This window comes from Peribacillus deserti (genome assembly GCF_002863585.1).
Classification (GTDB): Bacteria; Bacillota; Bacilli; order Bacillales; family DSM-1321; genus Paraperibacillus; species Paraperibacillus deserti_A.
On the sequence record NZ_PGUY01000004.1, the window covers coordinates 1 to 19,326 of the forward strand.

Consider the following 19,326-nt stretch of genomic DNA (forward strand, 5'->3'; position numbering starts at 1 on the left):
CGCACCTTACGTTCCAATCAACCTGTTTAACAATAGGGTTTGTTCACAGAACTTATTAAAAAACAACAATCTTTTAGAAAAGAGCCTTAACAAAAAAGAGGAACTCAAATGCTTATGCATCCAGTTCCTCTTTTTTTAGATTGACGGCATTTAATCCAAATAAATTAAACTTATATCCTCGAATTCAATCGTAACCGTCTCCTGCTCGAAGCGGGCTTTCAGCTGCTTGGTTAGCTGGATTAATGTATCTTTCCAGGCGTTTATATCTTTTACATATTCGTAGTTTACGCTGGAAGTGAAGGTTATGGTATCTTCCCCGCCTTCAGGGCAGCCCCATTCTGTGTGGTATATGGTTTTGCTTTTATGAGCGACAGCAGATACATAAATACCGGTTTGCTGATGGAAATCAGCAGCCAGCTCCTGCCAGGCCAGGGATGCTTTTTCTAAGATGCGGGTTTCGTGGTTGGATCCGTGCCCTTTGTTTATGCCTAAGACGATTACAGCTCGTAATGATTTGTTCTCCATGCTCCTGCCAGCCTTCCGGAAAAGTTTTTTTACACTTATCATACCCATTTCCATTGAAGGCACTCTTCATTTACAAGACGAACTGTCAAAAACCCGTCATCCCAACTTTTTCGTATGAAAGGTATTTCTTTTCCAAGACTATCTATTTTCTCAGCAGCAGTTTGGCCCAGGCAGCTTAATGGGTAGCCCCGCCCACTGTCCGAATATCAGATTCATGTCTGGCAGCTGTTACAGCGGCAATCCGAATGGCTTTAACAATCATATCGAGGCTTAAGCTCGGGGCCTCTTTATCAGCGGTTTGTTCAGGAATAAACGGTATGTGGATAAATCCTCCCCGTACATTTGACGAAGTACGTCCTAGGTAGTCCATTAAACCGTAGAAAATATGGTTGCAGACAAAGGTTCCGGCGGTTTGAGAAACAGAAGCGGGCACGCCGGCTTCTTTCATTTCTTTAACCATACGTTTGATAGGCAGTGAGGTCCAATAGGCGGCCGGCCCATGGTCAGATATCGGTTCATCGATCGGCTGGTTTCCAAGATTGTCCGGGATTCTGGCATCATCTATATTGATGGCAATTCTCTCTGGAGTGATATCAGTCCGTCCCCCTGCCTGCCCTACACAGATTACGATATCAGGATTATGCCTCTGAAGAAGCGTTTCTAGTGTTTCAATAGATTGTTTAAAAACGGTCGGAATTTGTTCAGCAACTAAACGGATTTCGTCGTTTTCTTCTCCATGTAATTGTTTTACGGCTTCCCAGGATGGATTAACTTTTTCGCCTCCAAATGGTTCAAATCCGGTTAACAGTACTTTTTGTTTCATAGTTTTCCCCTCCTATACCTTTAACGACACGAGTACATACATAAGGATAATATTGAAAACCAATACGAATAATGCGGTCGGGACCTGCACTTTAATTACATGATTCTTATCTTTTAAGTCAAGCAGTGCTGCCGGCACAATATTGAAGTTGGCAGCCATCGGTGTCATTAACGTCCCGCAGTAGCCCGCGAACATAGATATAGCGGCAATGTGGTTTGGATTTGCGTCAAACTGTGTAATCAGGAATGGTATCCCAATTCCCGCTGCCATTACTGGGAAGGCAGCAAAAGCGTTCCCCATGATCATGGTGAATAGCGCCATTCCTAGACAGAAAATCACAACAATCAGAAACAGCGAACCTTCTGGAATAATAGCCGTAACGCCATTGGATACGACTTTTCCGACCCCTGCATTTGTGTAAATGGTTCCGAGTGTGGCCAGCAGCTGAGGCAGCAGTACCGCCCATCCTATGGATTCCAGAAGGCGCCTTGATTCCTTGACGGCGGCTCCTGGTGTTCCACGTGTCATTGCCATGGCCGTAACGATGGCAATGATACAAGCAAGTCCAAGCGCAACCATGGTTACATTGGACGGATCTAAGAGTGCCCTTCCTCCGATTGTAACTCCGCCCAGCAGCTTAGATCCTATTAACGTCAATACAGGAATTAAGATAGCTGGAATAAACAGACGCCCGCCGAGACGTTGTCTGCGCTGTTCCTTCACTTCAATACTTTCTTCTATATGGTCGCTTTTGCGTAAGCCCCCTCCTGCTATAATCAACACCATAACAATCACCATGAGTCCTATATAAAAGGGAGGAATAAGATTACCAAACATTAAAGTAATAGAATAAATCAAATAAAAGATACCTGTAGTCAGACGGCGGCTGTTTGTCCGATCGGTCAAAATATAAATGGAGCATCCAAGCACAATAATGCCCATTAATATGTAAATCATTTCAACTGAAAATATCATGAAAGAAGCTACTTCCTCTCTGTATGTTATTTACCACTGCTGCCTAGACGCTTATTCAGCTTTTTGTCAAACAGACGCAGCCGGATAGCATGTACGATGAAAGCGAAGATGGCAGTCGGTATTCCCCATAATGCCATGGCTATTGGATCGGCTGGGATATCGTTTTGTTCGAAGAATCCATTCATTAATAAAATGGCACCAACTGCGACAAAAATATCTTCTCCGAAAAATAACCCGATATTATCAGCAGCTGCAGCATGTGCACGTATTTCCTGCTGCTCTTTTTCAGGAAGCTTGCCATATTTTGTTTCAGCCGCCCCCTCTGCCATCGGGGCAATCAGCGGCCGTACCGTCTGCGGATGGCCCCCTAGACTGTTTAATCCAAGCGCAGCCCCCACTTCTCTAATAAGAAGATACATGGTCAATACCCTGCCGACCGTAATCGCTTTGATTTTCGATACAATTCGTGAAGCCTGCTGCTGGAGTCCATTTTTTTCAAGCAACCCTATAACAGGAAGAGTAACAATTAAAATCGACATATAACGGTTGGTTGTAAAAGCTTCCCCAAATTGTGTAATGATTTCGATAATCGGGATTCCTGCTATCATCCCTGTCACAAGTGCCGAGATGGTTACAACAACGGCTGAGTTGATTCTAAATAAGAAGCCAGCCATGATTAATACAACGCCAATCAGAACCATACATATCCCCCTTTTTTCTTCTAGAATATTATTTTGTAATAATTAAATCCCACACATAAAAGCTATTTTACACGAAAATGCAGACTTTTTAAAATATTTATAACTTGTATGTTTATGCAAAAAATTCACATTGGATCTTTCAGCTGATAGTTTCAGTCAATTTCTTATGGACCTATGGAAATTTTCCCTTATATAGGGCTTAAATATACAAAGGGTTTTTGTTATTGGAAAGTACTATTCAAAGCCTCATCGATTTCCAGACAATATCTTGTATTATTTTGTTTAAAGCCTGAAAAAAGAGGTAACTTGAATAGATGATGATCTTTCTATTCATGGAGGAATTCTTATGACAAAAGCCATGTTAATCATAAATCCATCGTCGGGGAAGGAAAAGGCCCCCCGGTATAAACCTCATGCTGCTGAGATATTAAACAGATTTCATGAGAAAGTTGTAGTCCGTGAGACACTGAGAGAAGGCGACGCTGTCCGTTTTGCGAAAGAGGCCTGCTTGAACAGGTATGATACAGTTGTGTCTATGGGCGGCGACGGAACGATCAATGAATCGATCAACGGCCTGGCTGAGCAGGAGTACAGGCCTAAATTCGGTCTGATACCCATGGGAACGGTAAATGATTTTGCCCGAGCCTTGAATATCCCTCTTAATCCGGAGGAAGCTATCAACGTATTAATGAGCCAGACGGTGCAATCTGTGGATATCGGTAAAATAAACAATCGTTATTTCATGAACGTTTTGGCAGTAGGTGCGATTGCGGAGGCCACCTATAATGTAACGCCCGAGCAAAAAACGATGCTGGGACCCTTTGCATATTTTATCGAGGGCTTAAAAGCCTTCATAAAAAAAACACCGTTTCAGCTTACGATTGAACATGATACAGGAAAGTGGACCGGCCATGCTTATCTGATGCTTACTGCCCTGACCAACTCCATCGGCGGTTTTGAAACATTCGCCCCACAGGCCAGGGTAAATGACGGAAAATTTCACGTTTTTATTTTAAAGGATTTTTCTTTTCCTCATATCTTAAAAATCATTCCCAGCCTCTTAAAGGGAGAATTAAAAGAACATGATCAAGTGGAATATATCCGTTCATCCCACGTAGAGGTTTCAAGCAGCGAAGAACTAGCCGTCAATATTGACGGTGATGAGGGAGACCGCCTGCCGTTTCATGCAAGCGTGCTTCCTTCCCATCTAAATATCTTTGTGCCCGGAGCAGAATAAAAAGATCCAATGCACCAGATAAACGTTTATAAAGCGAAAAAATCGCCCTGCATCAGGGCGATTTTCTTCAGTACTGTTCTTTTTCCTTTAGAACGGTTCTTTTGCTTTGTTTTGGTTTCATTAAAATGGGATACAGCAGGATTCCTACAACGAATAATCCCATTCCTAGAAGGAATGTCTTTAAATCAGCCGTACCCGTTTTTATAACCCAAAGAGAATAGACTAGAGCAATAAGGGTGATAATTCCATCTTTGACTCTAGAACCTTTAATTAGGTCATAAGTTTCACCAGTAATAATTAATTTTAGAGAGTAAATCGCTGAAACCAGATAAGGAATTAAATAGGCCAGCGTTGCTACAACAATCGCAAAGTCGTACGCTTCACTTATTGTACCTGATACCGTCGAGAACAGAAAAATCTGTGTCATGATATTCGTAAGTGTCAGGGACCCAACAGGTGCTCCGTTTTTATTGGTTTTACCAAAGAATGAAGGAAATAATCCTTGTTTAGCTGCCTGATACGGCACTTCAGAGCTCACTACGATCCAGCCCACAGCTGCTCCAAAGAGAGAAACAAGAGCCAGTATTCCAATGATGCTTGCAGCACTGCTGCCGATTGCAGCATTAAGAGCGTCAACCAAAGGCTTTTGAGAAGCCTGAAGCTGTTCAAGAGGAAGAACGCCCATAGTTAGTGTAGTAATTCCAACATAGATCAAGATGGCAATCAATAGACCGAAAAGAGTTGCCTTTTTAACATCTTTTTGTGATTTTGCCCGATTTGACAGCATCACAGCTGCCTCAATTCCTACAAATGCCCATAGAGTGGAAATAGCAGCGGAATTGATCTGCCCGCCAAGGCTTACAGAATTCCCTTCACTGTCATTGAAAGCTATGCCATCAAAAATCGAACTAGAATCAAAGATAGCAAGCGTCATGATAACAAATAAAGCAAAGCCTATCACTTTCGCAGCGGTAGCTGCAAGATTAAGTTTTCCTGCGCTATTAAAGCTGCGGCTGACGATTAACTGAATGCCCCATAATAGCACCGAACAAACCAGCAAAGTAAGAGCTTTTCCCGCCTCGAGATCAAAAGAACCGATTCTTACCAGAACTTGCCTGCTTTCTAGAACCGGGAAAAAGGTTGATAGATATCCAGCGAAAGAAATGATGACTGACGCAGTCGCTGCCCAGTTTGCTGCCCAATACCCCCACGCCATGCTATAACCTGCCATTTTGCCGGCTCTCGGTGATTTGAACATATCCATCGCATAACTTTGGGGGCCCGTTTTTAATTCAGGTTTTCTTGTTGCCAGATTACCAAATACAAGTGCAATCATTAACACTCCTAAACCTGTAACTCCCCAGGCGGCCATTGTCCCCATTGGACTTGATACCTGAGAAAGATTGGCCGGAAGCATGAATACACCGCTCCCTACCATATTTCCTATAACAAAGGTTGTTAGAATCCACAAACCCCATTTTTTATTATTCATGTATAATCTCACCTTTATGTTTATTCTAGCTGCATAACATACTAGTATATTTTCTTAACCACGTTTCTTACTATAACACAATCCTTTAGTTTGGTAAAATGGTAGAGAAATAAAATTACATGTTAAAATTTAACACCACGAACGCAGGAAGGGACAGCTGTTAAGCTGCCCCTTAGCTTGTGGATAGACGTCTGCCAGGATATTTATATTTCAAACGGAACGTTTTCCATTGTTTCACATGTAGTATTTTTCATTCGGTTTAATGGGAATTCCATTGCCCTTGTGAACATATGGTGCCGAACGACCGCAAACAGCGGATGGGTCCACTTTTTACCGGAAAACCAATATTTTTCACGGATGGACCCTGATCTTGGTACTTTTTTTGCAGCTTGACTTCCCCGCTCAGGAAAAACAGGTTTTTTCGATGAAATGTTTATCAAATTTGAAGGAAGTAGAAACACGCCATAGGACTTATGCTTAACTTCCATGGAGATATGCTTATATGTTGAAGGCTTATGCTTAAGTTTCTTGATTTTATGCTTATGTTTTCCGTGTTTATGATTATCTGTCTTCTTCCTATGCTTATGTTTGGTGCTTTATGATTATCCAGCGGCCATTATGCTTTTCTTTTGAGAAATATGCTGATTGCCGTGCATGAATCCTCTCTCTAATCCCCGATCTATTTTGGGCAGAAGAAAGGCCATGCAGTAGCTCGCCTGTACCGTCCGGGAAACCGGGTTACCTCACTGAGCCGGATCGTTTACTCGTATATCAGGACAGTAAAAAGGCACCCGGGAATTTCTCGACAGCTGTTAAGCTGCCCCTTTTATTCGCAGTAGGTAATATCGTTATTTTAAAAAATCGGGCAGCATTCATAAGCTGTGTCATCATGGTCCTCAACTACATTCTATAATTTTAGCAAAATATAGCCCATCGCTATTCACTTCCACACCGTAATAAGATTCCCGTGCCCTTCGTGGGTCCTCACCACACTGTAACAACCTCTCCAGCCCTCATGCTCGTTCAAGTACTGAATACTTTAAGACGAATGGATATTTTCCGCCCCTTGTCCCAATCTCCATACATTGCCGCTATTTTCCTTTTGCCGTTTTTCTCTTCAGATAAAGGGTAAAAAAAATAATGGGCCGTATTAATTACACTCCCTTTAGGAAATGTTATAAATATCCAAAGGAGGAATAAGCGATGAATAGACGAGACGATGAGAATATTTCAGAAAAGCAGTCTGCGGAAGGTATGATGGAACTTTTTGAAATAATCAACGCAAAAGGTGACAGCGGTGAATTAAAGAACATAGTGGACGATTATAACTCTCGCAGCCAGTCTGATAACTCAGGCTCTAGCCATAGTTCCACTCAGCATGATTTTGCCAGTTACCAGAGACCGGATCCAAGCCAGGGTCCTGCGAATGAGCATAATTTAGTCTGTAATGAAGAACTTTTTTACAGTGACCTTCGTGCTATTGCAGAAGATTCCTCTAAAGAAGATTAATATTTAGTCAGTGCCAGTTTGCAGCCTTCTAAAATTTAAATCATAAACTTTTAGCTAACAGACAATGGGCCGTCTTTTACATATGACGGTTCCTTTTTTATTTTGCTAAATCCACCTTACAGAGTGCACGAAAGGTCATCCGGTCCATCCCCACATTGTCTTATTCTGGAAATAACCATGAAAGATGTTTAAGGATAAAAAAACATATAAATGATGACATCCCTATTTCACAAACTGTACTTTCTGTACATGCTGATTTTGCAGGAAAGATCGAACCATTTCGGATTGAATACTTGTCAGAAAACCTGCGGGTCATTGGTTTTATCGCAAAGCCTGTTACATATAACCAAAAATTGCTGTGGAAATCCCCGGCCTTACTAATGGAACAAATCCTTTTCGTGCTTGCCGGAGATCTTGAATCTAAAAATGGTAAATATGTAAAACGTTCTGCTGTTTACTGGCCGGACTGCTTAAGAACCAAAAACTAAGATTCAAGTCCTATTTTTTTGAAGAAGGGAATCACGGCTTAACGAATAGGATAGAAGAGCGGGATGACCAAATACTCGGCTGGTTTGATCAGTATTTACTTTATTACCAAAGGGTGCATTTGGATTTCTCATACTCAGCTTTGATATACTTCTTTATGAGGGAAAAAACCTTTACATATGAGTAGAAATATCACAAAATACACAGGAAGAAAGGGAGTATGAGCGAATGCTTGATAAAACGATTAAACTGGTTGCCCTGGATATGGATGGAACACTGCTTAATGACAAGCACGAAATTTCCGAAGAAAATGCAAGAGCTATCGCAGAGGCACAGGAAAAGGGCGTACATGTTGTGTTAAGCACTGGCCGGGCGCTTGCTTCGTGTAAAGAGCTGTCTAAATCACTTAACCTATCTTCCTATTTGGTGACAGTCAATGGCAGTGAGGTATATGACGAAAAAGGGCAATTGATTGAACGAAACCTGATCGATAGGGAACAAATTCAAATGATGCATGAATTATCAAAACAGCATAAAGCGCGTATCTGGGCTGTAACAACAGAAAAGGTGTGGTATGAAGGATTCCCGGAAGATATCAACGCACATGAATGGCTGAAATTCGGATTTGACATTGAAGATGATGAGAGCAGGAAAATGGTTCTTGATACGCTGGCTAAAACGAACAAGTTTGAAATCAGTAATTCCAGCCCTACCAATATAGAAGTGAATGCACTTGGAATTAATAAAGCAAGAGCGCTTAGACATGTCTGCGAAAGACTTGGTATTACGGTGGAGGAAATGATGGCTGTAGGAGACAGCCTTAATGACATCGCCATGATTACAGAGGCTGGAATGGGCGTGGCCATGGGCAATGCCCAGGAAAAGGTAAAAGAAGCGGCAGATTGGATTACGGGGACGAACCTCGAACATGGTGTAGCACAGGCTATCCGCCGCTGGGTACTCGAAAAGTAGATAGAAGAAAAACCGGGCTGATTTCGGCCCGGTTTTCTTATATCCATTTATACTTCAATTCTTTATAATTCAATGCAGACTCTTTTTTCATTTCATCAGGCCAGATGATGACGACCTGGAGCAGCTCTCCATCGACACTTCGTTCTGTATTTTCACCTATCCAGATTTTCTTCCCCTTCATTTCCTGCACCCCTTTTTGCTTAAGCATCGGCTTTAGGTCAGCTTTCCTGCTTCTGCAGCGTCATTGGGGCCGTTTTCTTTTCGCCGCTGCGATAGTACTCAACAGAAATGCGCTTTCCTATCTCTGTTTTGGTATATAAAAACTTTCTTAAAGCAATACTGTTTTCAATTTTCTCGCCATTAATGGAGGTAATCACATCCCGTTCCTGCAAGCCAGCACGTGCAGCAGGCGAATTAGGGCTGACTTGCAGTACAACAACCCCGCTTTTTATCTTTTCTGGCAGCTTTAAATACTGCTGCTGGTCAGTGAGTGAGATTTCCTCCAGGGATTTATTCCCAATCCCCATATACGGCCTGCTCACTTCACCATCTTTTTCTAGATCTTCAATGATTGGTATAGCCGTGTTGATGGGAATCGCAAAACCAATCCCCTCTACACCCTCTTGTGCGATTTTCATGGAGTTAATGCCGATTAGCTGGCCAGCCACATTTATTAATGCCCCTCCGCTGTTACCAGGATTAATGGACGCGTCTGTCTGAATCACATCAGCCTCCCAGTCATAGGACTGATCCTGATCCACATCAATTGGAATTTCACGCTGCGGATTACTTACGATCCCCTGGGTAATGGAATAATCAAGATAACCCAGTGGATTCCCGATAGTCGCTACCGGCTCACCTGGTTTAAGTGCCTCTGAATTGCCAATCTCAGCTGCCTTAGGTATCTTTTCGCCCTGGATTTCAAGTACCGCCAGATCCATCAGTGAGTCAGCGCCAAGAATTTTGGCTTTAACCTTTGTCTTATTCTTTAAGCTGACCTCCACTTGATTGGCCCCTTCGATAACATGGTTATTTGTTACAATATATGCCTTATTTCCTTCTTTTTTGTATATGACTCCTGATCCGGACCCGCTTTGCTGTAATTCACCATTCCCACCAAAGGAATTATCCTGAGTCAAGTTGTTTACGCCAACGACAGAATCAATGGTCTTATTCACCGCATCGGTAAAGTTAACATTTTTAACGTTTACTGTTGTAATATTGCTGGCTGCAGCAGTTGATTTCGTGTCAGATTGAGCAGAGCTTACGTTTTGTTCAGGAGCTGCATCCTGCTTAACATACGGAAGGACGAAAAACATGATAACAATCCCTAAAAGTGCCCCTATCAATCCAACTGCAAAATAGCCTTTATATGATTTACGATACACGGTTCTAGTTCTCTCATTATCATTGAATTGTTGGAAGTCCATTATGTTCACTCCTTATTAATGAATCAGTTATCGATTTCATCAGCTTTCAATTTCTAAGTAATTTTTCACTTTATATTTCTTTTTAGTTTTTTCCATCCAGTCTGAATAAGTATCCTGGGTTTTCTGATCTAAAATCGCTGCCTTTACTTCCTTTTTGTTTTCCTCATACACGGCAGGTTGCGCTGCTTTTTTATCCACAACTTTTATAATATGGTAGCCGAATTCCGTTTTAACTGGATCCGAAATTTCTCCTTCTTTTAGGCTGAAGGCTGCTTTTTCGAATGCGGCAGTCATTTCTCCTTTACCGAAGTAGCCGAGGTCTCCGCCCTTATCTTTTGTGGCATCCTCTGTTGAATACTCATTGGCAAGTTCATCAAAGCTTTCTCCTGCATCAAGCTTTTTCTTCACTTCGTCTGCCTTGGCCTTGGTTTCCACTAGAATATGTGAGGCCTTTACTTGTTCTGCCGCCGCGTAGCTAGCTTTATTTGTATTAAAATAATCTTTCATTTCTTTTTCAGTGATCTTAATATCCGGCTCCATAAGTTTCTTAATCTTCAAATTCACGGCTAAGTCATCTTTAACATCAGCTATTGTCAGCCCCGATGAAGTCAGCTGCTGGTTTAAGGCGTCCTCACCGCCATATGACTCTTGAAGCTTTTTCACTTCTGCATCTACTTCTTTATCTGAAACCTTCACTTTCTTCTTAGCCGACTCAAGATTAACAATTTTCTCTGTAATTAATGAATCCAGCATGGCCGAACCATTCTGCTTATAAAGCTTGTCATACACCTCCTGCTTAGTAATTTCCTCACCGTTAACACTTGCAGCCTTATCACTATTTGAACAGCCAGCCCCAAACGCAACCACACCGCCCATAACCACCGTAAGCAGCATCTTTCTGCCAGCAACTCTGCCAATAATCGTCATACTAAAAATACTCCTCTCAATTCCTTTAACTTAACCCTATTAAAACCAATCAACCTTAACATAACCTTAAGATAAATAGGGGGACAGTCCCCTATTTCCCAAGCCCGAAAAGCCCGTTATATCAGCTTCCGATATGGGGACTGTCCCTCATTTCCCAAAATAAAAAAACACCCCCATCCTGATTTGGGAGTGCTTGTTACTAGACTACTTTTTAGGGTTCTTAGGGAAGATGACATCAATCTGTGTCCCTTTTCCAGGTGCGCTTTTAACTTTAAACGTCCCGTAATGGTTATCCACAATCCATTTGGCGATGGAAAGGCCCAGTCCCGCTCCTTCTTCTTTGGATCGTGAGGTTTCAACCTGGTAAAAGCGGTTAAAGATCCTCGGGATGCCTTCAGCTGCTATCCCAATTCCATTGTCATGAACAGACAGAATGATTGATTGCGAGTCCTTTCTGCAGGATAATACAATTTCTCCGCCTTCTTCAGTAAACTTCATCGCATTATCCACAAGAATCACCATGAGCTGATGAATTCTCTCCTTATCACCGAAGAAAGGAATCTGTTCTGCTTTTCCGATTCTGATCGTCTTATCCTGAAACCCAGCGATATCGGCATATTGCTCCATAATCTCTTCCACTAATTGATGGAGCGGGAACATCTCCTTCTCCATGACCATCTGGCCGGTATCCGAACGTGCCAAAGTCAGCAAACTGGTCACAAGCTTATTTAATCGCCGAGCTTCTTTGGAGATCACAGAAATATCTACCGCTTTCTCCTCAATCGTCGCAGATGGAGACTGAAAAAGCATCTCTGTTCGTGACTGTATGACTGCGAGTGGTGTCCGTAATTCATGGGATGCATCTGAAACAAACTGCTGCTGATTGTCCCAGGCATTTTTAATGGGCACAAGCGCTCTTCCAGCAAGGAAAAATCCGGCACCTACAGCAAACAAAATTCCCACTCCGCCGCCAGCAAGAAGAATGAGAAGCAGTCTGTTCAACACTTTATTTTCAGCATCGACCAGACGGAGCAGCTGAACCTTGTATGTTCCCTCACTTGTTTCCAGCTCAGTTGTTAGACTTCTAAAAGAATAGGTTCCCACATTTAGATTTTCAAGCTTATCTACCTTACCAGGGTAGAATTTCTTTTGGGACTGGACAAATAACGGATTTCGTTCAGACCAATCCTCCACAAGATCCTTATCCGGATCCCATACGAGCACATAGACACTAGGATCTCTATTAAAAGGTGTAAGCTCATCAACCCTATTGCTTAGGGTTTTCAGAGTTTGATCCGCACCTTTAAACACCTGTGATTCAAAATAGAAATATATACTTCTTCCCAGAAATATTAGGATAATGATAAAAACAATGGAATTGAGAAGCGTTAATTGGAGCCTCGTTTTATGAAACATATACTACTCCTCTTGTGGTTTAAGCATATATCCAATACCGCGGACTGTTTGGATATCTTTGTGGTATTGATAGGGCTCAAGCTTTTTCCTTAGATGGTGGACGAATACTTCTACAATCACTATGGTCGTATCGGAATCAAATCCCCAGATTCTATCAAAGATCTGTTCTCTGGTGAGTATTTTCCCCTGATTTTGCATGAGATACTCTAACAGTTCATACTGCTTAAGCGTGAGCTTGATCGCTTCCCCTTTTACCAGGACATCATTTTCTTTCCCTCTCAATTCAATTTCCCTGTATTTTAGGCTCTGATCCAGATCCATCGCTCCGCTTCGGCGCAGTAATGCCCGGATTCGAGCCTTAAGCTCCGGTGATTGGAACGGCTTAACTAAGTAATCATCACCGCCGTAATCCAGACCCTTTACCCGGTCTTCCAGCGAGTCTTTAGCGGTTAAAAATAAAACCGGCGTCCCGACCCGCTCCTGCCTCATCCGCTTTACGATCTCAAACCCATCAAGCCCGGGAAGCATGACATCCAGCACAATAGCATCATAAATCCCTTGAAGGGCAAAAAAGAGTCCATCATCTCCGTCACTGGCTGTATCAACCTCAAATTCGTCAGATAGAACACCTTTTATAGACTCTAATAAAGATAGATTATCTTCAACGACCAATATCTTCACAATTCTCTCCCGCCTTTACAAAAGAAAGCGGCCGCCAGCTGCGAACGCTTTATCTGATTTTCCCGCTTTTTATGCCTATGTAGTAAAAATACTTGGATACAGCTGAATATAGAATATATCTCTTAACTTTTCCTTAATCGCTTGGCCTGTTAATCCTGAAACCACCATTCGTATAATGATCATGAATATAATCATTTAAGACTTTTCTATGGCTTTTTACGATTGTATCCGGCAGTTCATCCGGGTAAAAATAATCAAAGGAAATGGACTCTGCCGTGTCAGCCATCAGCGTTCCTTCTGTATTATATGTATAATAGGCAATTGTAACAGCATAGAATTCATCACCATTTTCGGCTTTAATATAGCTTTCCGGGCCTGAGTATACATTGATTAATTTCAGGTCCTTCACCCTCAATTTCGTTTCCTCATATACTTCCCGGCGTGCCGTTTCCTCCGCAGACTCCCCAAGCTCCATTAATCCGCCCGGAATGCCCCAGGACCCCTTTGGAAATCTTCTTTCCTGCAGAAGGAACCGGCCTTTTTCATCCACTATCACACAGACAGCACCCGTCAAAATTAACGGCCTCGTCCCAACAATGGCCCGCAAATCTTCCACATACCCCATACCAGCACCCCTTTTACAATAATATTACCATGAAAAGCGGAGAACGGTGCTTTTCAAAAGAGCACTTCTGGCATGCAGGATGATAGATTGACTACTTTTCCCTGAGTATAGATTGAAAAGCAGACACCTGATAAAGAAGACTTTCTGATTGGCAAGCGCGGGTGAAGACAGAAGCTTTGTCGCACTTAGGCGGTAGCAAGGTATAAGAAAAGCGGCAGCGAATGGCCGTTCTTGCCTTTTGATGGCGATTGGCTTATGACCGAAGATGTCAGTGCGCAGCAAAACAATATCTTAAACTTTAAACTGCCTTGTTTTCAATGATGTAATTAGGGTAAAAGCCTGTTAGCAGCACAAAAGGAGATCACTATGAACCTGTTAAGATGGTCCTACTCAAAAAGAAACCACATTAGAGCCAGCTTCGACTCCTATCCTAATACCCTGGTTATTTTCAGAAGAATAAGAGGGTATTACTTTGCATATACCATGGACTGGTCTCCAGATGATCCTACCGTAAGCAAAGAAGACTTGGAAAACATGGAGCTGCTTCTCAATAGAGAATTAGGAAGCGAAGTGGAATACCTGGCCAGGAGATCTATTTTCCAGGAGAAGGATGAATAGGAATAGAGGGGTTCCATTTTGTACCAAACCCAAAGCAAGTATTTCCATAGGCTGCGAGGCTGAATCCTACTATTCCGGTCAAAAAAAAAGCCTTTCACCAAGGCTTTTACAGTTTCTTATCCTTTTGTTCGTCTTTAAATTCATCAATTGTGTCTCTTGAGGATTTCTTGAATTCCTTCAAAGACTGGCCAATCGATCTGCCTATTTCAGGGAGCTTTTGCGGGCCAAAAACTATAAGTGCTATAACTAGAATTAAGATTAAGCCGGGGAACCCGATATTTGAAAACATGGAATTAGCTCCTTTGTAATGAATAATTAGGACTCATGATCCTTAACACCCAGAATATCCAGCACGAATATGAATATCGGGATACCTATAATAAGTCCCCATATACCAAGAAAATGTTCAGAAAAGATCAATACCAAAAACGTATAAAAAGCAGGAAGATTTGTCTTTGCAGACATAAATTTAGGATTTAGAACATAGGCTTCCAAGGCGTGCAGGGCCGTAATCATGATGAGTACATAAATTACTTGCATTCCTCCACCGATGCTATAAGCGATGGTAACTAAAGGAACGAGTGAGATAAACACTCCTGCAACCGGTATAAGGCCCAGAAAGAAAATCATAATGGCAAGCCCGATTAACTGAGGAAAGCCTAAAATCCATAGTGCTATCGTAGATAAAAGAGCATTAACAAATGCAATCGTGAATTGAACTTCTATGACTTTCCCAAAGGTATTAATAAACTTTTTCCCAAAATACTCGATTTCCAGAAAAAAGCCTCCGAACTTCCCATACTTAAAACTGGAAGAGAATTTCACAATCCTCTTTTTCTCTAACAGGAAAAACAAACTTAGAATAATAGCGAGAAGAACCTGCAGGCTTACTTTTCCAAAGTTCGTTACATAGCTGTAAATCATATTAAAGTGCTTTTCCAGATCTTGAGGAGAAGCGAATTTCTTTGCCAAATCCAGCAGATACACAATCGTCGGATTATCGGGCGGATGATCATAAAAATGGATAATCTGCTTTACCAGAGTTGATATCTGCGCAATTACAACGGGTATGTACTTGTAAATTACCACGATGAGCGCTACCACGACTATCGAATATAACAAAATGATAATTAAATTAGAGTTAGCAGGAATTATTTTCTTTAGATGAAAGGAAATAAAGTCCTGGAGTCTGCCCATCAAAAATGAAAAAATAAACGAAAACAATACTAAATTCAACATACTTTTTATACTAAGCAGTAATACAACTACTATTAATAAAGTAATAAAGCGGATAAAACCCTTACTTCGAAAAAAATCCTTGCCCCAAGTCATGGCTACTTTAGCTCCCATCTCATACTAAGAAAAACACATCTAAACTTTCTCCTAGTATATCAAAAAAATCGACATTTTTCGAAAATTATTTTATTAAAAAAGCGTAGAACGATGCTTTTTCAAAAAATCTTAAAGCCCGCTTTGATACCCTCTCCAGTTTACCGCTATAACGTACTTGATAAGCACCCGCATGAAGGACTTTTCTCTGCTTCTTTTACTGGTTTTTGTCCTTCATCACCCCTATGAAGGACTTTTCTCTGCCTCTTTTACTGACTTTTGTCCTTCATCACCCCTATGAAGGACTTTTCTCTGCCTCTTTTACTGGTTTTTGTCCTTCATCACCCCTATGAAGGACTTTTCTCTGCCTCTTTTACTGATTTTTGTCCTTCATCACCCTTATGAAGGACTTTCCTCTACTTCTTTTACTGTTTTTTGTCCTTCATCACCCCTATGAAGGACTTTCATCTGTCACTTTTCCTAATTTTTGTCCTTCATCACTTCTTCAAAGGAATTTTCTCATCTAGGACCGCTATCCCAATGTCCCATCTGTACAAAATCTTTTTTTGATAGATATACCCTAAAAAAATTTGCTTCAACCGGTCAGCTTTGAATGTATGCAGTCAATATCTGAAGCCTCGTCGTAATTTCGCCTGTTCCGTCCTTGACCCGTCAAACGGATCTGGAAAGATTAAGGGACAAACATGGTCGCCCCCCGAAATAAAAGGAAAGAAACACACATGCCTCTCTACAAAAAAAGGGTACAGCTTCTTAAGCCAACCCTCCAGTTTCTACATATATAATGCTATTTATTAGTTATTAGAATTTAGAAATTCTTGCAAGGCCTGTTTATTTTTCTCTACGTCGATTTGAAGTACAGCAGCACCGTTTATATTTGCATCCCAAAAAGAGCCATCCACCGGAATACGCAAATTTTGTGTATCCTTCGTATTACCGAATAGTACATCCTTGCTGAGTGAGAGAATGGTTCCAGAATCTATATTTGTATCGACATACGGATTTATAACCCCAATCAGCTTTGGCAGCTTCATGATGCTCGTTACACTCATGGCTTCGGTTTTCAGCTTGCCGATAACTTCCTGCTGTCGGGCTACCCTGCCAAAATCACCCTGTGAGTCTTTACGGAAACGTACATACCCTAATAGTTTATCTCCATGAAGCACCTGTCTGCCCGGCTGGAGAGTCATATCAATACCCTTTTGCATCTTATGCGGAACGTTCACTTCGATTCCATTTGGAGCGATAATGTCTACAACTTTTGAGAATCCCGCAAAATTTACAATCGCGTAATAATTAATATCAATATCAAAGTTTTCTTTTATCGTCTGTCTCAATAATTCTGGTCCTCCATTAGAGTATGCAGAATTAATTCTACGATTCCCAATTCCGGGGATACTGACATATGTATCTCTCATAATAGAAACCAATTTAGGTTCGTGGGTATCCTGATCATAGTGCGCAATCATGATAGAATCAGAAAGGCCGCCGCCCTCACCCCGAGTGTCACTGCCGATCATCAGGACATTAATTTTCCCATAATGGACGTCTTCCCCCTGAAAACTCTCTTTGTGCTTAGTTTCTTCTGATGTATCTTTTACATCCGCCATGTTAAGGCCTTGATTATACTGATAAAATGCATATCCTACGCCCGCTATCATCAATAGCAGGAAGGTAAGTAAGACGATCCGTCTTTTTCTATGGCGTTTTTTAACCCGCTGTTCGACTCTTCCCATTCAAAGCACCATCCAAGTCTAAAAAAATCTGCCGATATTTTAGTTTGTATTTTTATGTTCGATAAGATACCTATTAAAGTGTTTCATTTACCTGCCCTTTAGCCTCATTATGTTTCATATGATTGTAATGCTACAGCTTAAAGAGGACTTTTTAAAATATGATCCATTCCATCCGTAGATGTTAGGTATTTATTACCACCCATATTACTATAGTTTAATAGTTTTTTGAATATTTTGTCCATAAAAAAAAGAGCCTTTACCAGCTCTTTAAAATCATTTGCTCAGCTCGGATCAACTTCGTCCCAAGAATAAGTGGTTACATTCGTGACATTTCCTTTTTTCCGATCTTCTTTTGACGGTTCTTTATCTAAGAACTGATCATTATCGAGGCCGGGTGCCACTGTAGGTTCATTTTTATCCTTTTTCACTTTTTTCACCCCTCTTAGTTTTACCTTAACCTTATGATTTCTCTTTATTCCTTTATCAATCCTTACTTCGGGGAAAAACATAAAAATAAGACAAAACCCGAGGAAATATTAACATTCCCTGTAATGACAGCATAAAATACCTTGACTATCTAAAAGAGGATAGCAGAGGAGTAGATGCTGTGAATTTTTCTTACCAGGATGCTTTAGCTTATTATGGAATATCAGGAGCACATCCGGGCAGCCTTTCTCTGACAAAAAGGATTCTTCAACAGGAGATTGTATTCCCGAATATGAGGATCCTTGATGCAGGCTGCGGCACCGGCCAGACCTCCTCCTATATTGCCAAAACGTACCCTAGCAAAGTGTACGCCATTGACAGTCACGCCGAAATGATTCAAAGATCCAAACATAGATTTTCCAAGGAACGCCTGCCCATCAGCCTTTACCATGCATCGATGGAAAATATGCCTTTTAGATCCAGTACATTCGATCTCGTCCTTGCTGAATCTTCAACTGCATTCACAAACATCCCCCGCACTGTTTCTGAATATTACCGTGTCTTAAAAGAAAATGGGGTACTTATCACCATCGATATGACAGCTGAACCCAATTTATCTCCTGATGCTCGACATAAAATCAAGCAGTTTTACGGGGTAAATGCTGTCCTGACTGAAAAGGAATGGATCCACACATTTAAACGTGCAGGCTTCCATACAGTCAAGACTTTAAAAGCGGCGACCATCTTTGACGAACTTGCCACTCCTCATCATTCAGAGGCAAATCCAGAAGGAAGCAATAAATCCGCTCCTTCTCACCCCGCAGCAGACCTTATGCTGACCATGCACCACAAACTTAGCATGCAATATGGCAGCAGCTTAGGCTACCGAGTATTTCGCATTACCAAGTAGGCCCAAGAAAAAGCCCGGCTGCTTCAGAGCAGCCGGGCTTTTTCATTATAAAATATTTAAAGGGGTACCTGTAAGATCAAATTCCGGCCGAAGATTCTTAACATCCTGGCTTGAAAGCGAACTTTCATCGATCAAATAATGCGAGATATGAACGATATTCTTATCACCTGGGCTTTGAATAGCTTCGTCATTTTCCTTATTCCAATAATTACTGCTAGTCATGTGATAATCAACTCCTCGGTATTGGGATACCTGAGCCTGATTAGACACATCCCAATAAATATACTCTAAATTCTTAGTGATCACCCGGACTGAAGATCGCTTCCTCATTTTCTTTGTTCCAGAAGTTCCTGAAAGTATTCATTAGAAATTCAACTCCTTGATAGCTGCCCTTAAAGCCCTAATACGGATTTGTTTCTTTGAATATCTTCTCTAACCCTGATCACCTGGACTTGTTATTGCTTCATCATTTTCTTTATTCCAGTGGTTT

At 41.4% G+C, this 19,326-nt stretch carries 22 protein-coding genes; 6 read left to right on the forward strand and 16 right to left on the reverse strand.

What is annotated here, in order from left to right; genetic code table 11:
• Positions 1–150: 150 nt before the first annotated feature.
• From CUU66_RS01980 to CUU66_RS01995, 4 genes are all read right to left on the reverse strand, one after another.
• Entirely contained in the window at positions 151–525 is a 375-nt protein-coding gene (locus tag CUU66_RS01980) for a hypothetical protein (protein WP_142383689.1), read from the reverse strand.
• 175 nt (positions 526–700) lie between these two features.
• Positions 701–1,348 carry a pyroglutamyl-peptidase I gene (gene pcp, locus CUU66_RS01985; RefSeq protein WP_101640015.1) on the reverse strand — a complete coding sequence of 216 codons (648 nt, stop codon included), beginning with the start codon at positions 1,346–1,348 and terminating at the stop codon, positions 701–703.
• 12 nt (positions 1,349–1,360) lie between these two features.
• Positions 1,361–2,323: a DUF979 domain-containing protein gene (locus CUU66_RS01990; RefSeq protein WP_101640016.1), complete on the reverse strand. Its 963-nt coding sequence runs from the start codon at positions 2,321–2,323 to the stop codon at positions 1,361–1,363.
• Between the two features lie 26 nt (positions 2,324–2,349).
• Positions 2,350–3,024 carry a DUF969 domain-containing protein gene (locus CUU66_RS01995; protein ID WP_101640017.1) on the reverse strand — a complete coding sequence of 225 codons (675 nt, stop codon included), beginning with the start codon at positions 3,022–3,024 and terminating at the stop codon, positions 2,350–2,352.
• 346 nt (positions 3,025–3,370) lie between these two features.
• On the opposite strand from CUU66_RS01995, the gene CUU66_RS02000 reads away from it, so the two are divergent.
• A complete protein-coding gene (locus CUU66_RS02000; RefSeq protein WP_101640018.1) occupies positions 3,371–4,261 on the forward strand; it encodes a diacylglycerol/lipid kinase family protein in 891 nt (296 codons plus the stop codon).
• Positions 4,262–4,328: 67 nt separating this feature from the next.
• Here the strand turns inward: CUU66_RS02000 and CUU66_RS02005 are convergent, their stop codons facing one another.
• Positions 4,329–5,753: an amino acid permease gene (locus CUU66_RS02005; RefSeq protein WP_101640019.1), complete on the reverse strand. Its 1,425-nt coding sequence runs from the start codon at positions 5,751–5,753 to the stop codon at positions 4,329–4,331.
• Positions 5,754–6,956: 1,203 nt separating this feature from the next.
• Between CUU66_RS02005 and CUU66_RS02015 the strand changes: the two genes are divergently transcribed.
• The 3 genes from CUU66_RS02015 (at position 6,957) to CUU66_RS02025 (ending at position 8,720) form a co-directional block, all read left to right on the forward strand.
• Positions 6,957–7,262 carry a hypothetical protein gene (locus tag CUU66_RS02015; RefSeq protein WP_101640021.1) on the forward strand — a complete coding sequence of 102 codons (306 nt, stop codon included), beginning with the start codon at positions 6,957–6,959 and terminating at the stop codon, positions 7,260–7,262.
• A 293-nt stretch (positions 7,263–7,555) separates the two neighbouring features.
• Positions 7,556–7,750 carry a hypothetical protein gene (locus tag CUU66_RS23725; protein WP_142383690.1) on the forward strand — a complete coding sequence of 65 codons (195 nt, stop codon included), beginning with the start codon at positions 7,556–7,558 and terminating at the stop codon, positions 7,748–7,750.
• A gap of 226 nt (positions 7,751–7,976) precedes the next feature.
• Positions 7,977–8,720, forward strand: coding sequence for a Cof-type HAD-IIB family hydrolase (locus CUU66_RS02025; RefSeq protein WP_101640023.1), 744 nt, complete (start codon positions 7,977–7,979; stop codon positions 8,718–8,720).
• A gap of 37 nt (positions 8,721–8,757) precedes the next feature.
• Here the strand turns inward: CUU66_RS02025 and CUU66_RS23905 are convergent, their stop codons facing one another.
• The 6 genes from CUU66_RS23905 to CUU66_RS02050 all read right to left on the reverse strand — a co-directional run bounded on the left by CUU66_RS23905 (position 8,758) and on the right by CUU66_RS02050 (position 13,799).
• Positions 8,758–8,901 carry a hypothetical protein gene (locus tag CUU66_RS23905; protein WP_180955120.1) on the reverse strand — a complete coding sequence of 48 codons (144 nt, stop codon included), beginning with the start codon at positions 8,899–8,901 and terminating at the stop codon, positions 8,758–8,760.
• Positions 8,902–8,938: 37 nt separating this feature from the next.
• On the reverse strand, positions 8,939–10,150 hold the full coding sequence (locus tag CUU66_RS02030; protein WP_101640024.1) for a S1C family serine protease: 1,212 nt from the start codon (positions 10,148–10,150) through the stop codon (positions 8,939–8,941).
• Between the two features lie 39 nt (positions 10,151–10,189).
• Positions 10,190–11,077: a foldase protein PrsA gene (locus tag CUU66_RS02035; protein ID WP_101640025.1), complete on the reverse strand. Its 888-nt coding sequence runs from the start codon at positions 11,075–11,077 to the stop codon at positions 10,190–10,192.
• Positions 11,078–11,281: 204 nt separating this feature from the next.
• Positions 11,282–12,493, reverse strand: coding sequence for a sensor histidine kinase (locus CUU66_RS02040; protein ID WP_101640026.1), 1,212 nt, complete (start codon positions 12,491–12,493; stop codon positions 11,282–11,284).
• A 3-nt stretch (positions 12,494–12,496) separates the two neighbouring features.
• Complete coding sequence (locus tag CUU66_RS02045) at positions 12,497–13,174, reverse strand: response regulator transcription factor (RefSeq protein ID WP_101640027.1); 678 nt, start codon at positions 13,172–13,174, stop codon at positions 12,497–12,499.
• 133 nt (positions 13,175–13,307) lie between these two features.
• On the reverse strand, positions 13,308–13,799 hold the full coding sequence (locus tag CUU66_RS02050; protein ID WP_101640028.1) for an NUDIX hydrolase: 492 nt from the start codon (positions 13,797–13,799) through the stop codon (positions 13,308–13,310).
• A 366-nt stretch (positions 13,800–14,165) separates the two neighbouring features.
• Between CUU66_RS02050 and CUU66_RS02055 the strand changes: the two genes are divergently transcribed.
• Positions 14,166–14,417, forward strand: a complete 252-nt coding sequence (locus CUU66_RS02055) for a hypothetical protein (protein WP_101640029.1) — start codon at positions 14,166–14,168, stop codon at positions 14,415–14,417.
• Between the two features lie 106 nt (positions 14,418–14,523).
• Here CUU66_RS02055 and tatA read toward each other — a convergent pair whose 3' ends face one another.
• The 4 genes from tatA to CUU66_RS23910 form a co-directional block, all read right to left on the reverse strand.
• On the reverse strand, positions 14,524–14,706 hold the full coding sequence (gene tatA / locus CUU66_RS02060; RefSeq protein WP_101640030.1) for a twin-arginine translocase TatA/TatE family subunit: 183 nt from the start codon (positions 14,704–14,706) through the stop codon (positions 14,524–14,526).
• Positions 14,707–14,732: 26 nt separating this feature from the next.
• Complete coding sequence (locus CUU66_RS02065) at positions 14,733–15,749, reverse strand: AI-2E family transporter (protein ID WP_101640034.1); 1,017 nt, start codon at positions 15,747–15,749, stop codon at positions 14,733–14,735.
• Positions 15,750–16,558: 809 nt separating this feature from the next.
• Entirely contained in the window at positions 16,559–17,500 is a 942-nt protein-coding gene (locus tag CUU66_RS02070) for an LCP family protein (RefSeq protein WP_101640031.1), read from the reverse strand.
• Positions 17,501–17,781: 281 nt separating this feature from the next.
• The gene (locus tag CUU66_RS23910) at positions 17,782–17,928 is read right to left on the reverse strand and encodes a hypothetical protein (RefSeq protein ID WP_180955122.1); all 147 of its coding nucleotides are present in this window, start codon (positions 17,926–17,928) and stop codon (positions 17,782–17,784) included.
• A 179-nt stretch (positions 17,929–18,107) separates the two neighbouring features.
• On the opposite strand from CUU66_RS23910, the gene CUU66_RS02080 reads away from it, so the two are divergent.
• Positions 18,108–18,836, forward strand: a complete 729-nt coding sequence (locus tag CUU66_RS02080; protein WP_101640033.1) for a class I SAM-dependent methyltransferase — start codon at positions 18,108–18,110, stop codon at positions 18,834–18,836.
• Positions 18,837–18,881: 45 nt separating this feature from the next.
• On the opposite strand, the gene CUU66_RS23915 is transcribed toward CUU66_RS02080, so the two are convergent.
• A complete protein-coding gene (locus CUU66_RS23915; protein ID WP_180955121.1) occupies positions 18,882–19,058 on the reverse strand; it encodes a hypothetical protein in 177 nt (58 codons plus the stop codon).
• Positions 19,059–19,326: the final 268 nt, after the last annotated feature.